The sequence below is a fragment of the Streptomyces sp. 12E genome, from assembly GCF_055633275.1.
Genome location: NZ_JBVNCJ010000001.1, coordinates 1712093 through 1725630, shown reverse-complemented (window position 1 = coordinate 1725630; position 13538 = coordinate 1712093). Strand labels below are relative to the sequence as shown.

14 protein-coding genes are annotated in these 13538 nt (G+C 73.0%); 4 read left to right on the top strand and 10 right to left on the bottom strand.

Annotation, left to right across the window (positions count from 1 at the left end; genetic code table 11):
• Positions 1–26 precede the first annotated feature (26 nt).
• From ACZ8ZB_RS08140 to ACZ8ZB_RS08110, 7 genes are all read right to left on the bottom strand, one after another.
• Complete coding sequence (locus ACZ8ZB_RS08140; RefSeq protein WP_470737023.1) at positions 27–911, bottom strand: hypothetical protein; 885 nt, start codon at positions 909–911, stop codon at positions 27–29.
• Positions 908–1513: a SigE family RNA polymerase sigma factor gene (locus tag ACZ8ZB_RS08135; protein WP_470737022.1), complete on the bottom strand. Its 606-nt coding sequence runs from the start codon at positions 1511–1513 to the stop codon at positions 908–910. The genes ACZ8ZB_RS08140 and ACZ8ZB_RS08135 overlap by 4 nt, the downstream gene beginning before the upstream one ends.
• Positions 1514–2011: 498 nt before the next feature.
• Complete coding sequence (locus ACZ8ZB_RS08130; protein ID WP_470737021.1) at positions 2012–2674, bottom strand: response regulator transcription factor; 663 nt, start codon at positions 2672–2674, stop codon at positions 2012–2014.
• Positions 2675–2826: 152 nt separating this feature from the next.
• Positions 2827–4077, bottom strand: a complete 1251-nt coding sequence (locus tag ACZ8ZB_RS08125) for a sensor histidine kinase (protein ID WP_470737020.1) — start codon at positions 4075–4077, stop codon at positions 2827–2829.
• Positions 4074–5096: a hypothetical protein gene (locus ACZ8ZB_RS08120; protein WP_470737019.1), complete on the bottom strand. Its 1023-nt coding sequence runs from the start codon at positions 5094–5096 to the stop codon at positions 4074–4076. The genes ACZ8ZB_RS08125 and ACZ8ZB_RS08120 overlap by 4 nt, the downstream gene beginning before the upstream one ends.
• Positions 5097–5177: 81 nt before the next feature.
• On the bottom strand, positions 5178–5651 hold the full coding sequence (locus tag ACZ8ZB_RS08115) for a GNAT family N-acetyltransferase (RefSeq protein WP_470737018.1): 474 nt from the start codon (positions 5649–5651) through the stop codon (positions 5178–5180).
• Positions 5652–5654: 3 nt separating this feature from the next.
• On the bottom strand, positions 5655–6428 hold the full coding sequence (locus tag ACZ8ZB_RS08110; protein ID WP_470737017.1) for an IclR family transcriptional regulator: 774 nt from the start codon (positions 6426–6428) through the stop codon (positions 5655–5657).
• Positions 6429–6570: 142 nt separating this feature from the next.
• On the opposite strand from ACZ8ZB_RS08110, the gene ACZ8ZB_RS08105 reads away from it, so the two are divergent.
• From ACZ8ZB_RS08105 to ACZ8ZB_RS08090, 4 genes are all read left to right on the top strand, one after another.
• On the top strand, positions 6571–8100 hold the full coding sequence (locus ACZ8ZB_RS08105; RefSeq protein WP_470737016.1) for an aldehyde dehydrogenase (NADP(+)): 1530 nt from the start codon (positions 6571–6573) through the stop codon (positions 8098–8100).
• 117 nt (positions 8101–8217) lie between these two features.
• Positions 8218–8826, top strand: coding sequence for a DUF1349 domain-containing protein (locus ACZ8ZB_RS08100; RefSeq protein ID WP_470737015.1), 609 nt, complete (start codon positions 8218–8220; stop codon positions 8824–8826).
• Between the two features lie 82 nt (positions 8827–8908).
• A complete protein-coding gene (locus tag ACZ8ZB_RS08095) occupies positions 8909–9619 on the top strand; it encodes a DsbA family oxidoreductase (protein WP_470737014.1) in 711 nt (236 codons plus the stop codon).
• Positions 9620–9715: 96 nt separating this feature from the next.
• Entirely contained in the window at positions 9716–10768 is a 1053-nt protein-coding gene (locus ACZ8ZB_RS08090) for an aminotransferase class V-fold PLP-dependent enzyme (protein WP_470737013.1), read from the top strand.
• 98 nt (positions 10769–10866) lie between these two features.
• On the opposite strand, the gene thpD is transcribed toward ACZ8ZB_RS08090, so the two are convergent.
• Genes thpD through ectB form a run of 3 tightly spaced genes read right to left on the bottom strand, consistent with a single transcriptional unit; the run spans position 10867 to position 13481 of the window.
• On the bottom strand, positions 10867–11769 hold the full coding sequence (gene thpD, locus ACZ8ZB_RS08085) for an ectoine hydroxylase (protein WP_470737012.1): 903 nt from the start codon (positions 11767–11769) through the stop codon (positions 10867–10869).
• Between the two features lie 6 nt (positions 11770–11775).
• Complete coding sequence (locus ACZ8ZB_RS08080) at positions 11776–12174, bottom strand: ectoine synthase (RefSeq protein WP_470737011.1); 399 nt, start codon at positions 12172–12174, stop codon at positions 11776–11778.
• Positions 12175–12209: 35 nt separating this feature from the next.
• Positions 12210–13481, bottom strand: coding sequence for a diaminobutyrate--2-oxoglutarate transaminase (ectB, locus tag ACZ8ZB_RS08075; protein WP_470737010.1), 1272 nt, complete (start codon positions 13479–13481; stop codon positions 12210–12212).
• Positions 13482–13538 lie beyond the last annotated feature (57 nt).

Genomic DNA, 13538 nt, shown 5'->3' with positions numbered 1-13538 from the left:
GGGTTGCCGCCCCGGACGATCTTTTTTCAGGAATCCTCGTCGTCCGCCTCGTCCCCGTCGTCCTTGTCGTCCTTGTCGTCCTTGTCGTCCTGCGCCGCGAAGTCGCCGCCGACCGCGAGCTGTCCGGAGCCGGTGCCGGCCCGCGCCGTGTAGGTGTCGTCCCCGGCGTCCCGGCCGCCGCGCTCGTGGTCGTACTGCCCCGCGAAGACCCACTCGCCGGGCTTGACCGCACGGCCCTCCTTGAGCGTCCAGACGTAGACGAGGAAACCGTCCCGCTCCTCCACCGAGAGCTCGAAGTCGTCCTCGGGCAGCGAGCGCCAGGCACCCGTGGAGGTCACCCCGCCGGTCTGCGCGATCCGCAGCTCCACGGTGAGCGAGGTCAGCCGCTCGGCGGTCTTCAGGGTGACGTTGCTCTGCGCCCAGAACTCGTTGCTGTGCGGGTCCACCGAGCCGTCCGACCACAGCGGCCCGTCCTCGACCCCGGCCGGCGGCCGGGCGGGACCGCCGGACGGACTCGACGTCCCCGCGGGCTCGGTGGCCGTGTTCCGGGGCTGCTCGGAGGTGTCCGGCGCGGGGGTCCTCGACGGCTCGGGCGGCCGGCTCGTCGCCTCCGGGGACGGTGTGGGCGTCGGTGAGACGGCCACCTGCCGCTGCGGCGGCTTCTCGTCCTGCACCGAGGACGCGACCGCGTAGCCGCCCACCGCCAGCACCCCCGCCACCGCGGCCGTCGCACCCGCCACCCGGAACCAGCCGAACACCGGCGGGCGCGCGGCCCGGTGCTCGGGGCGGGCCGGTCCGGTCATGCCGCGCTCCACCCGGGCCAGCATGCGCTCCCGGTCGGGCTCGTGCGCTCCGGCCGCCTCCTGCAGCCGGGCGCGCAGCTCCTCGTGCACGTCCCGCCGCATCGTCATCGCTTCCTTCCCCTGGCCCCGTGGGGGCGCTTCCGCGCGTTCCCGACCGTTTCCCCGCCCGCGGTGGCCGCCACCGCCGCGTGCACCTGACGCGGTACCTCCCGCGTGCCCAGCAGCCGCTGCAGTTCGGCCATCCCCTTCGAGGTCTGGCTCTTCACCGTACCCACCGAGACGCCCAGAGCCAGCGCGGTGTCCTTCTCCGACAGGTCGAAGGCGTGTCGCAGCACCACACACGCCCGCTTGCGGAACGGCAGTCGGCGCAACGCCTCCTGCACGTCCACCACCCCCGGCACGTCGGGATTCTCGATCCGTTCCTCGCGCGGCGACCAGAACAGCGCGATCCGCCGCCGTTCGCGCACCGCGCTGCGGATCCGGGTGCGGGCCAGATTGGCCACCACGCCCCGGGCGTACGCCGCCGGATGGTCGGCGGCGCGCACCCGGTCCCAGCGGTGCCACAGCGCCAGCAGCGCGTCCGCCGCCAGATCGTCGGCGGCGTCCGCCTCACCCGTCAGCAGATGGGCCAGCCGGGACAGTTCGGCGTAGTGGCGTTCGAAGAACGCGTGGAACTCCACGGAGGCGGTGTCGTCGACGACGGTGCCCACGGGCGACCTCCCCTCGCAGCGGCGTCGGGCGCCCGGCGGGCACCGGTGACGGTGTGTGTCATGTAGATGACATGTGAATATCCGGAGTGACCGGCGTGAGTTCCGGAGCGTAGCAGTGATCATTCAAGGGCTCGTGCGGAGGGTCGAACGGTGTCTGGCCGGTCGGTGTGCGTACCGGTACCACGGACCGCGGCGGAGCGAGGTTCGACGGGGCCCGGCCGAGCGGACGCCCGACGTGGAACAGCCGTCCCCGCAACGGTAGACGGCCATCCGCGCGAGGTGACGGGCCGCCCCCCGGGAGGAAGGGGCGGCCCGTCCGCACGGACGACCCGTCGGCCGGGGGGCTCAGTCCTCCAACGCCGCTTCGATCGCCGCCTCGGCCGCCGGACCGTTGCCGCTGACCTCCGGGCGGGCCGCGTCGGATCGCCCCCCTCCGCCCGGTTCGTCATCGGGGGTTCGTGAAGCCGGCCCGCGTCCGGCGATCACGTGCCGGACCGGTCACGTGTCACGCAGGAAGCCCGCATCGTAGGCCGCGATCACGGCCTGGGTGCGGTCCCGGGCGCCCGTCTTGGCCAGCACCGCCGCCACGTGCGTCTTCACCGTCGCGGTGCCGACCCCCATCCGCCGGGCGATCTCCGCGTTGGTCGATCCGCCCGCCATGTGCCGCAGGACCTCGCTCTCGCGCCCGGTCAGTCGCGCCACCCACGCCGGAGGCGCGGGGTGCGCGCGCGCGTGTTCGGTGGCGAGGGTGCGGACGGCCGCAGGGAACAGCAGGGTGTCGCTGCGGGACACCAGGCGCACGGCCCCGACGAGCGCGTCGGCGTCCGCCCGCTTGAGGAGGAAACCGGCGGCTCCTACGCGCAGGGCGTCGTAGACGTAGGAATCGTTCTCGAAGGTGGTGACGACGACGATCCGGGGCGGCTCGTCGAGACCGGCGAGGATCTGCTCGGTGGCGCGGATGCCGTCGATCTCCGGCATCCGCACGTCCATCAGCACGACATCGGGCCGCCGCTCCCGCACGACGGCCACCGCTTCGGCCCCCGTGGCCGCCTCACCGACCACCTCCAGGTCCGGCTCGGCGGACAGGATGGCCCGCAACGCGGTACGCACCATGCGTTCGTCGTCGGCGAGAACGACGCGGATCGGGGCGGGACTGTTCATCGGGGTCCTCTCGGCGCGCGTCCGGTACGGGGTCGTCGGTGCGGGGCGTGCGGGGCGTGCGGGTGCGGCCCCGGCGGCGGGCCCGCGCGGCTGCCGGAGCGGGCCTTTTTGGGCGGGGCGCCCGGTTCCCGGTCCTCCGTGGGAGGGCCGGGTCACGGTGCCGCCCGGATCGGGAGACGTACGTGCAGGCGCCAGATGTCCCCCGTCGGGCCCACGCGGGCCGTACCGCCCAGGAGACGGGTGCGGGAATCGATGCCGGGCAGGCCGTGGCCGCCGCCGGGGCGGGTGGTGGGCGGGGCCGTGAGGGGGTTCTCCATGGTGATCTCCAGGTGGCCGTCCCGTACCTCGACGCGCAGGGTCACGGTGATCCTCCCGCCGGCGTGCTTGAGGGCGTTGGCCAGGCCTTCCTGGACGATGCGGTAGGCCTCGCGGGAGAGCACCGGCGGAAGGGTCTCCAGCGGTGTCCCGATCGCGGCCGTCACCGTCGTCCCGGCGGCCCGGGTGCGGCGCAGCAGGCCGTCCAGATCGGCGGCGAGCGTGGGCGCCGGGGCCGTACCGGGGGCGTCGCCGTCCCGCAGCACACCGAGCACCGCGTCGAGTTCGCCCACCGTGCGCCGGGTGGTGTCCTCGATCGCGGCGAGGGCCTCGCGGACGAACTCCGGGTCGCCGTCGAGGACCCGGCGGGCCGCGCTCGCCTGCAGGGTCACCGCGCTCAGCGCGTGCCCCACGGAGTCGTGCAGCTCGCGCGCCAGCCGGTTACGTACGGCGAGGTCGGCGGCGCGTGCCTCGGCGGCGGCGAGCCGGTCCTCGAGGGCGGGGCCGAGCAGTGTGGGCGCCCAGCGGGCCAGCAGCGCGCCCGCCCCCGCCGCGCAGCCCGCCAGCGCGACGAGGGACGCCACGCCCGCGACCGGCGCGAGTGCCGGCGCCCAGGGGTGGTCGAAGACGTCCGGCAGCCCCGGTCGGGTGTCCCGCAGTCCCGGCGCGAGCGGCAGCACGATCAGCACGGCCGCGAACGGCGGCAGCGCCAGCGACATCCCGGCGACGACCCCGCCGACCCCCAGGTGCAGCGTGAACCAGAGCGCCGTGCGGCCCCTGGCGGCCCGGCCGCGGGCGGGCCGGTCGGCGAGCCGGTCCGCGTCCACCCCGCACAGCCAGCGCACCGCGGCGCTCTCCAGCGGCCGGGTCAGCGGGAACAGGGACGTGACGGCGGCCAGCGGCAGACCGACGCCGAACGAGGCGAGCAGGAGCCCGGTCGACGTGAAGACGGCGGTGCCGTCGGACAGCGGCCCGACGAGGACCGCACCGACGAAGACGTAGGGCATGGCGAGCGCCCCGCCCAGGATCAGGTGGATCCAGCGCAGCCGCGCCCGCCGGCCGAACAGCGGCCGCGCGAACGCCCTCACGTCACCGGGTGCTTGACGGTCCTCGCGGACCGCGCCGCGAGGAAACGGGCGCCGACGGTGGTGACGAGGAGACCGACGATCATCTGGCCAGCGTAGGTCAGCAGCATCAGCCCCGTCGGGCGGTCGGCGAGATCCCCGCCGGAGGCCAGGGCCGCCATCGCCGTCCAGCCGCCCCAGCAGGCCACGACGGCGGAGCAGACCCCGGCGAGGGCGAGCGGCACCCGCACCGGCAGCGCCGGAGCGCGCCGGAAGGCCAGGAGCACTCCGCCGGTGACCGCGGCGAGGAGGCAGACGACGTACAGCGACTCCAGGACGTGGAAGTCGCTGCCCCGGTCCGCGACGACGCCCGCGCTCAGCCCGGCCGTGCCCCCGCAGGCCCACACGGTGCGCATCGTCAGCGGGAACAGCGCGAGCACGGCCGCCGCCACCGCGGTCACCCGCTGCGCCGCCCCCGCCGGTGCGGCCGGCAGGTCCCGCATCCGGCCGTGCCACAGATGACCCCAGCGGTCCCGGGCATACAGCGCGAACAGCGTGCCCAGCGCGAGGCCCTGGACGATGAACCCGGTGTAGACGACGGCGGGAACCCACTCGTGCAGGAAGGGTTCGTCCTCGCCGCCGGAGGTGCTCGAAGGGCTCCCGCCGAGCGTGCGCACCAGCATCTGGAGCGGATAGCCGGCCATGATCGGCGCCAGCAGCCCCGAAGCGACCCACATCGGCGCCGCGAGCAGCCACGCGGGCACCCTGCGGCCCCACGGCCGGGTCAGCAGGAGCGCGAGCACGATCACCGCGCCGTCCATCAGGATCGTCAGGACGTTGGCGGCGATCACCTCGGCGCGGTGGTCCAGCAGCGGGCTGCCCGCCGGCACACCGACGTGACTGCCCGCCACCCAGGCCGTCTTGAGGGCGAGGTACGGCAGGCAGGCCACGACGGTGACGGTGCGCAACAGCCTGTGGGAGCGGGGGAGCACGGGGCCGCCGGCGGTCCGCGGATCCGCGGCGGGAGCGGGTGACTGCGACATGTCCTCAGACTGTCGTCCGGATGCCCGCCCGTACGTCCTGCACGACGACGATCCGCCTCCGCCGCGCGGCGGAGCTCCGGGTCATCCGTCCAGCGCGAGCACCAGCTCGTCGATCTCCGCACCCCGCGCGGGCGCGTACGCCGTGGCCCGCCCGGAGACCTCGAAGCCGCACCGCTCCAGCACCCGCCGCGATCCCGCGTTGTCCGCGGCCGTGCGCGCGTACAGCGGGCGTTCGCCCACCTCCGCGAGGAGGGCGCGCAGCGCGGCCGTGGCGATCCCCTTGCCCCAGTGGGCGCGGTCGACCCAGTACGTCACCTCGCGCTCGCCCGGCTCCCCGTACACCGACGCGTGCCCCACCACGTCGCCGTCGCTCAGCACCGTGCGCACCACGGTCCCCGGCGAGCTGCGGATGTGCGCCCAGTGGGCGTCGAAGCGGCCCCGGTCGGCCGGGTCCTCGGGGGTGAAGGCCGCCATGCGCAGCGCCTCCGGGTCGTTCAGCTGCCGGTAGAAGACCGGCAGGTCGCTGTCGTGCACCGGCCGCAGGGCGATGTCCACGGGTCAGAGCCTCCGGGTGGCCAGGGTCAGCCGGTCGCGGGCGTCGAACAGGGCGTCCTTGACCATCTGCTCGTGCGCGGGCGTGAGCCGTGCCACCGGCACCGAGCAGCTGATCGCGTCCCGCGCGGGGGTGCGGTACGGGATCGCCACACCGAAGCAGCGCAGCCCCAGCGTGTTCTCCTCGCGGTCCACGGCGAAGCCCTGCTCCCGCACCACGTGCAGCTCCTCGATGAGCTTCTCCCGGTCCGTGATGGTGTTCTCGGTCAGCGCGGGCAGCGTCTCCGGAAGCATCTTGCGCACCTGCTCGTCCGGGTACGTGCTCAGCAGCGCCTTGCCCAGCGACGTCGAGTGCGCGGGCAGCCGGCGGCCGACCCGGGTGAACGGGCGCAGGTAGTGCTGCGACTGGCGGGTGGCGAGGTAGACCACGTTGGTGCCGTCGAGCCGGGCGAGGTGGATGGTCTCGGTGGTGTCGTCGGAGAGCCGGTCCAGCGTGGGGCGGGCCGCCGCGACGACCTCGTCGCCGTCGATGTACGACGTGCCCACCAGCAGCGCCCGCACGCCGATGCCGTACCGCGTGCCCGTCGCGTCCGTCTCCACCCAGCCGAGGTCCACGAGGGTGCGCAGCAGCATGTAGAGGCTCGACTTGGGGTACCCGACGGCCTCCTGGACCGCCGCCAGGGAGTGCATGCCGGGGCGCCCGGCGAAGTACTCGAGCAGTTCAACGGTCCGCACCGCGGACTTGACCTGTGCCCCGCCGCCCGTCTCGCCAGCCGACATCGCCCTTGACCCCTTCGTTCACCGGGAAATAGTCTCCGAAGCACATTCACCCACAGAGACGCTGTTCAGCATATCGAACACCCCTGTGGGGCGACGTACATACTGCGGCATTGCATGCGGCAATCAAGTGGAGGGACCCGCGGTGGCAGCAGCACCAGTCTGGAGTGTCGACCCCCGAACCGGGAAGCAGCGTGAGCAGGTTGCGGTGGAGGCCACGGCCCAGGAGGTCGACGCCGCCGTCCGCGCCGCGCACGGCGCGCGCGGCGCGCTGACGGACCGCACCGTCCGCGCGGCCTTCCTGCGCACGGCCGCCGAGGAGCTCGAGGCAGCCAGGGACCAGCTCGTCGAGGTCGCCGACGCGGAGACCGCGCTCGGCCCGGTCCGGCTCACCGGCGAACTCGCCCGCACCTGCTACCAGCTGCGGGCCTTCGCCGGCATCGTCGAGGAGGGCGCCTTCCTCGACGTCGTCATCAACCACCCCGACGACACCGCGACCCCGCCCGTCCCGGACCTGCGCCGCTACAAGATCCCGCTGGGCGTCGTCGCCGTCTACTCGGCCTCCAACTTCCCCTTCGCCTTCTCCGTGGCCGGCGGCGACACCGCCAGCGCGCTCGCGGCCGGCTGTCCGGTCGTCGTCAAGGCCCACCCCGACCACCCCGGACTGTCCGAACTGGTCGCCAAGGTGCTGCGCCGGGCCGCCGCCCGCCACGACCTCCCCGAGGGCGTGCTCGGCCTGGTGCACGGCTTCGAGGCCGGCATCGAGCTGATCAAGCACCCGCTGGTCTCGGCCGCCGGGTTCACCGGTTCCGTCCGAGGGGGCCGCGCCCTCTTCGACGCGGCCGCCGCCCGGCCCGTCCCCATCCCGTTCCACGGCGAGCTGGGCTCGCTGAACCCGGTCGTCGTCACCGAGGCCGCCGCCGCCGAGCGCGGCGAGGCGATCGGCGCCGGACTCGCCGGTTCGATGACGCTGGGCGTCGGCCAGTTCTGCGTGAAGCCGGGCCTCGTCCTCGCGCCGGCCGGCGCGGCCGGCGACGCGCTGGTCAAGTCCCTGACGGACGCCGTCAGCGACACCGACGCCGGCGTCCTGCTCGACCACCGCATGCGCGACAACTTCGTCGCCGGGGTCGCCGAGCGCGCTCAGCTGCCCGACGTGGAGTCCCCGGTGACGCCGGGCGCGGGCGGCGAGCACACCGTCAGCGCGGGCTTCCTCACCGTCCCCGCGAGCCGGCTGGCCCAGGAGGGCGAGCACGACCTGCTGCTCGAGGAGTGCTTCGGACCGGTCACCGTCGTGGCCCGCTACGAGGACGACGCCGAGGTGCGGGGCGTGCTGTCGCGGCTGCCGGGCAACCTCACGGCGACCGTGCAGCTGTCCGCCGAGGAGGCGGCGGGGGAGGGCCGCGGGGCGGAGCTGGTGCAGGAGCTGACGCCGCTGGCCGGGCGGGTCCTGGTCAACGGCTGGCCGACGGGCGTCGCGGTCGCCCCGGCCCAGCACCACGGCGGCCCGTACCCGGCGACCACCTCCACCTCCACGTCGGTGGGCGGCACGGCCATCGAGCGGTGGCTGCGGCCGGTCGTCTACCAGGGGACGCCCGAGGCCCTGCTGCCCGCGGAGCTCAAGGACGACAACCCGCTGGGGCTGCCCCGTCGGTTCAACGGGGTCCTCGAGCGATAGCGCCGTGGGGCGCGGGATCGTGTTCCGGCCGCGACGCCGTCGTGGCCGGAACACGATCCCGCGGCGAAGCCACCGACCGATGCGGTCCCGTGTCCCTGCCCTGGAGGTCGTCCGCCGATGGACGTCGAAGTTCCCGAACTGCCTTTCACCCTGCGTACGTACGGTCCTGACGGCCACTGGTCCTACGAGGACGGCGTCCTCACCGGACGGGCCGGACCCCGGCAGGACCGTTTCGTGCCGCCCACCGACGAGGCCCTGGAGCCCGCCTGTGACGCGCCGCGCCTGCTGGGCGCGCCCGAGGGGGACTTCCAGCTGATCGCCCGGGTCACGGTCGGCTTCGCCGCCGCCTTCGACGCCGGCGTCCTCTACGTCCACGTGGGCGAGCGGGCGTGGGCCAAGCTCTGCCTGGAGTACTCGCCGGACGTGCCCACCGTCTGCACGGTGGTCACCCGGGGCCACTCCGACGACGTCAACTCCTTCACCGTCGACGGCGCTTCCGTCTGGCTCCGGGTGAGCCGCACCGGGCGCGCCTTCGCCTTCCACGCCTCCCTGGACGGCGAGCGCTGGACCTTCGTCCGCCTCTTCACCCTCGGCGACGAGAAGGAGACCGGAGCCGCCCTGGTCGGCTTCATGACCCAGTCGCCGACGGGGGAGGGGTGTGCGGTGACGTACGACCACATCGCGTACCGGCCCCACTGGCCGAGCGATCTGCGGAACGGCGACTGAGGGAATGAACGCGGCTGGTTGAGTGTTCACGCAGCCGCCGGAGGGAGTCTCCGTCCCCGTACGACCTGGAGTGCCGATCACGATGCGCGTCGAAATCTGGTCCGACATCACCTGCCCCTGGTGCTATGTCGGAAAGGCCCGCTTCGAGAAGGCGCTGGCCGCCTTCCCGCACCGGGAGCAGGTCGAGGTCGTGCACCGTTCCTTCGAGCTGGACCCGGGCCGTGCCAAGGACGACGTCCAGTCGGTGATCTCGATGCTCACCGGGAAGTACGGCATGAGCGAGGCGCAGGCCGAGGCCGGTGAGGACAACCTGGGCGCCCAGGCCGCCGCCGAGGGCCTGCCCTACCGCACCCGGGGCCGCGACCACGGCAGCACCTTCGACATGCACCGGCTGCTGCACTTCGCCCGCGAGCAGGGCCGCCAGGCGGAGCTGCTCGACCTGCTGTACAGGGCGAACTTCGTCGAGGAGCGGTCCGTCTTCGACGACGACGAACGGCTCGTCGAGCTCGCCGGCGCCGCCGGTCTCGACGCCGGCGCGGTGCGCGAGGTCCTCGCCGACCCGCGGGCGTACGCCGACGAGGTGCGTGCCGACGAGCGCGAGGCCGCCCAGCTCGGCGCGAACGGCGTGCCGTTCTTCGTGCTGGACCGCAAGTACGGCGTCTCCGGCGCCCAGCCCGTCGAGGTGTTCACCCGGGCGCTGGCGCAGGCCTGGGGCGAGCGCCCGCCGCTGGCGATGGTCGACGGCGGCGCGGAGGCCTGTGGCCCGGACGGATGCGCGGTGCCGCAGAAGTAGAACGCGCAGGTCGGCGCGTACGCATAAGCCTTCCTTCGCGGTACCGCGCAGAACCCGGCAATGGACGGGGAGGTCCCGGGACCGCAGAGTGGTCCCATGGAGACCTACGAGAACCTCGTCCGTGCGGAGTTCGCCCCGGAGAACACCTACCTGAACACCGCGAGCAACGCTCTGCTGCCGGCCCGTACCGTGGCCGCGCTCCAAGGTGCCGCGCGGCTGCGCGCGCGGGGCCGTGCGCTGGATCCGCTGTTCGCCGACGTCGAGGCCTGCCGTGCCGCGTACGCCCGGCTGGTCGGTGTCCCGGCCGAGCGGGTGGCGGCCGGCGCCACGGTCGCCCTGTACACCTCGCTGATCGCGGCCTCGCTGCCGTCGGGCGCCGAAGTCCTCACCGCGGAGGGTGATTTCACCTCCGTGCTGAACCCCTTCCACGCGCGCGGCGACCTCAAGGTGCGGACCGTGCCGCTGGAGCGGCTCGCCGACTCCGTGCGGCCCGGCACCGCGCTGGTCGCGGTCAGCGCCGTACAGTCCGCCGACGGCCGGATCGCCGACCTGCCCGCGCTGAGCGAGGCGGCCCGCGGCCACGGGGCACGCACCTACGTCGACTTCTCCCAGGCGGCCGGCTGGCTCCCGGTCACGGCGGACGCGTACGACTACAGCGTCTCCATCACCTACAAGTGGCTGCTCGGCCCGCACGGCGCGGCCTTCCTCGTCGTCCCCGAGGACTTCGGCGGCCTGACGCCGGTGCAGGCGGGCTGGGTCGCGGGGGAGGATCCCTGGGCCAGCTGCTACGGTCCCGTCGCCCAACTCGCCCACTCGGCCCGGCGGTTCGACTCCAGCCCCGCCCTGTTCGACTACGCGGGACTGCGGGCCTCCCTCGAACTCGTCGAGGAACTCGGTGTGGACGCCGTCCGCGCCCACGACCTGGCCCTCGCCGACCGCTTCCGCGCGGGGCTCGCCACACTGGGCCACACGCCCGTGCCCGCGCCCGGTTCGCCGATCGTGTCCGTGCCCGGCCTCGGCCGGCTCCAGCCGGAGCTGGCCGAGGCGGGCATCCAGGTGTCGAACCGCGCGGGCAACCTGCGGGCGTCCTTCCACCTCTACAACACGGCCGCCGACGTGGACCGGCTGCTGGACGTGCTGTCCGGCTGACCACGGGCGGGCACGGCAGCGGGCCGGCGCCTCCCTGTCCCACACGAGGAGGCCCGGCCCGCAGTCTGTGTCATGCGGCTGCTTCACCGTCGTAGCGCCTACTTCACCGGCGTGAAGTCCCGCGCTCCGATGAACTCCGGTCGCCGGACCGGCGCCGCGAAGGGCTCGACGGCCGTGTTCTCGACGCTGTTGAAGACGATGAAGACGTTGCTGCGGGGGAAGGGGGTGATGTTGTCGCCGGAGCCGTGCATGGCGTTGCAGTCGAACCAGGTGGCCGAGCCGGCCTTGCCGGTGAACAGCCTGATGCCGTACTCCGACGCCATCTTCGTCAGCGCCTCGTCGGAGGGGGTGCCGGCGTCCTGCATCTGCAGGGACTTCTTGTAGTTGTCCTTCGGCGTGGCCCCCGCGCAGCCGAGGAACGTCTTGTGCGATCCCGGCATGATCATGAGGCCGCCGTTGGTGTCATGGTTCTCGGTGAGCGCGATCGAGACCGAGACGGTGCGCATGCGCGGCAGGCCGTCCTCGGCGTGCCAGGTCTCGAAGTCGGAGTGCCAGTAGAAGCCGCTGGCGCCGAAGCCGGGCTTGACGTTGATCCGGGACTGGTGGACGTAGACGTCGGAGCCGAGGATCTGCCGGGCGCGGCCGACGACCCGCTCGTCGCGCACCAGCTTCGCGAAGACCTCGCTGATCTTGTGCACTTCGAAGACGGAGCGGATCTCCTTGGACTTCGGCTCGACGATGGAGCGCTCGTCGGCGCGGATCTTCGGGTCGCCGGTCAGCCGCTCCAGCTCGCGCCGGTACTCGTCGACCTCGTCCGGTGCGATGAGCTGGTCGACGGCGAGGAAGCCGTCGCGCTCCAGGGCCCGCAGGTCGGCGGCCGGGACGGGGCCGGGGGTGTCGGGGGAGGCCCAGACGACCGGGTCCTTGCGGGGGGTGGCCACCTCGGTGGCGCCGCGGGTGGGGTAGAGGTCGGTGACGTGCGGGGCGGTGGTCGTGGTCACGGTGACTCACACCTCCTCGGTGAGCAGGGGGTAGACGCCGTTCTCGTCGTGGTCCTCGCGTCCGGTGACGGGCGGGTTGAAGACGCAGATGCAGTGGAAGTCCTCCTTGACCTTGAGCGTGTGCCGCTCGTGGCCGTCGAGGAGGTACATGGTCCCGGGGGTGATGGTGTGGGTCTTGCCGGTCTCGTGGTCGGTCAGTTCGGCCTCGCCCCGGGTGCAGACGACGGCCTCGATGTGGTTGGCGTACCACATCGACGTCTCCGTGCCCGCGTACAGGATCGTCTCGTGCAGGGAGAAGCCGACCTTCTCCTTGGCGAGGACGATGCGCTTGCTCTCCCAGGTGCCGGACGCCGATTTCACGTGCCGGTCGGTGCCTTCGATCTCCTTGAACGAACGGACGATCACGGTGGTGCGATGCCTCCTCGGCTCGGATGCGTGTTTCAGGCGGTTTCACGGACGGCGCGGGCCAGGGTCCGCAGGCCCTCGTCCAGCTCGTCCGGGGTGATGGTCAGCGCGGGCAGCAACTTGACGACCTCGCTCTCGGGGCCGGACGTCTCGATGAGCAGCCCGAGTTCGAAGGCGCGCTTGGCGATGCGGCCCGCGCGCTCCTTGTCGTGGAACTCCACGCCCCACACCAGGCCCCGGCCGCGGTATTCCTTGACGTCGGCGAGGTTCTCCTCGGTGATGGCGATCAGCGCCTGCTCGACCTGCTCGCCGCGCGTACGGGTCTGCTTCTCCATCGCGGACCCGTCGGCCCAGTAGGCCTCCAGTGCCGCGGTGGCCGTGACGAAGGCGGGGTTGTTGCCGCGGAAGGTGCCGTTGTGCTCGCCCGGCTCCCAGACGTCCAGTTCGGGCTTGAACAGGGTCAGCGCCATCGGCAGCCCGTAGCCGCTGATCGACTTGGAGACGGTGACGATGTCGGGCGTGATGCCGGCCTCCTCGAAGGAGAAGAAGGCGCCGGTGCGGCCGCAGCCCATCTGGATGTCGTCGACGATCAGCAGCATGTCCTGGCGCTCGCACAGCTCGGCCAGGGCGCGCAGCCACTCGGGCCGGGCGACGTTGATGCCGCCCTCGCCCTGCACCGTCTCGACGATCACGGCGGCGGGCTTGTTGAGGCCGGAGCCCTGGTCCTCCAGGAGCCGCTCGAACCACAGGAAGTCCGGGACCCGGCCGTCGAAGTAGTTGTCGAACGGCATCGGCGTGCCGTGCACCAGCGGGATGCCGGCCCCGGCCCGCTTGAAGGCGTTGCCGGTCACGGCCAGCGAGCCCAGCGACATGCCGTGGAAGGCGTTGGTGAACGACACGATGGCCTCGCGCCCCTTCACCTTCCGGGCCAGCTTCAGCGCGGATTCCACGGCGTTGGTGCCCGTCGGGCCCGGGAACATGACCTTGTACGGCAGGTCGCGCGGGCGAAGGACGTAGTTCTGGAAGGTCTCCAGGAACGCGCGTTTGGCCGTCGTCGACATGTCGAGGCCGTGGGTGACGCCGTCGCGCTCCAGGTAGTCGATCAGGGCCCGTTTCAGCACGGGGTTGTTGTGCCCGTAGTTGAGTGAGCCGGCTCCGGCGAAGAAGTCGAGGTACTCGTGGCCGTCCTCGTCGTACATACGGCTGCCGTGCGCACGGTCGAAGACGGCGGGCCAGCCGCGGCAGTAGCTGCGCACCTCGGACTCGAGGGTCTCGAAGACGCTGAGGTCGGGCTGGGTGATGGTCACGACAAATCGCTCCTCGGTGGCGTGGGAAGTCAGAGGGAGTCGGAAGTTCGGGGGCGG

Coding starts and splice junctions, on each gene's coding strand:
- ACZ8ZB_RS08140 (WP_470737023.1), bottom strand. CDS start 911: ATGACGATGCGGCGGGACGTGCACGAGGAGCTGCGCGCCCGGCTGCAG.
- ACZ8ZB_RS08130 (WP_470737021.1), bottom strand. CDS start 2,674: ATGAACAGTCCCGCCCCGATCCGCGTCGTTCTCGCCGACGACGAACGC.
- ACZ8ZB_RS08120 (WP_470737019.1), bottom strand. CDS start 5,096: ATGTCGCAGTCACCCGCTCCCGCCGCGGATCCGCGGACCGCCGGCGGC.
- ACZ8ZB_RS08110 (WP_470737017.1), bottom strand. CDS start 6,428: ATGTCGGCTGGCGAGACGGGCGGCGGGGCACAGGTCAAGTCCGCGGTG.
- ACZ8ZB_RS08100 (WP_470737015.1), top strand. CDS start 8,218: ATGGACGTCGAAGTTCCCGAACTGCCTTTCACCCTGCGTACGTACGGT.
- ACZ8ZB_RS08095 (WP_470737014.1), top strand. CDS start 8,909: ATGCGCGTCGAAATCTGGTCCGACATCACCTGCCCCTGGTGCTATGTC.
- ACZ8ZB_RS08090 (WP_470737013.1), top strand. CDS start 9,716: ATGGAGACCTACGAGAACCTCGTCCGTGCGGAGTTCGCCCCGGAGAAC.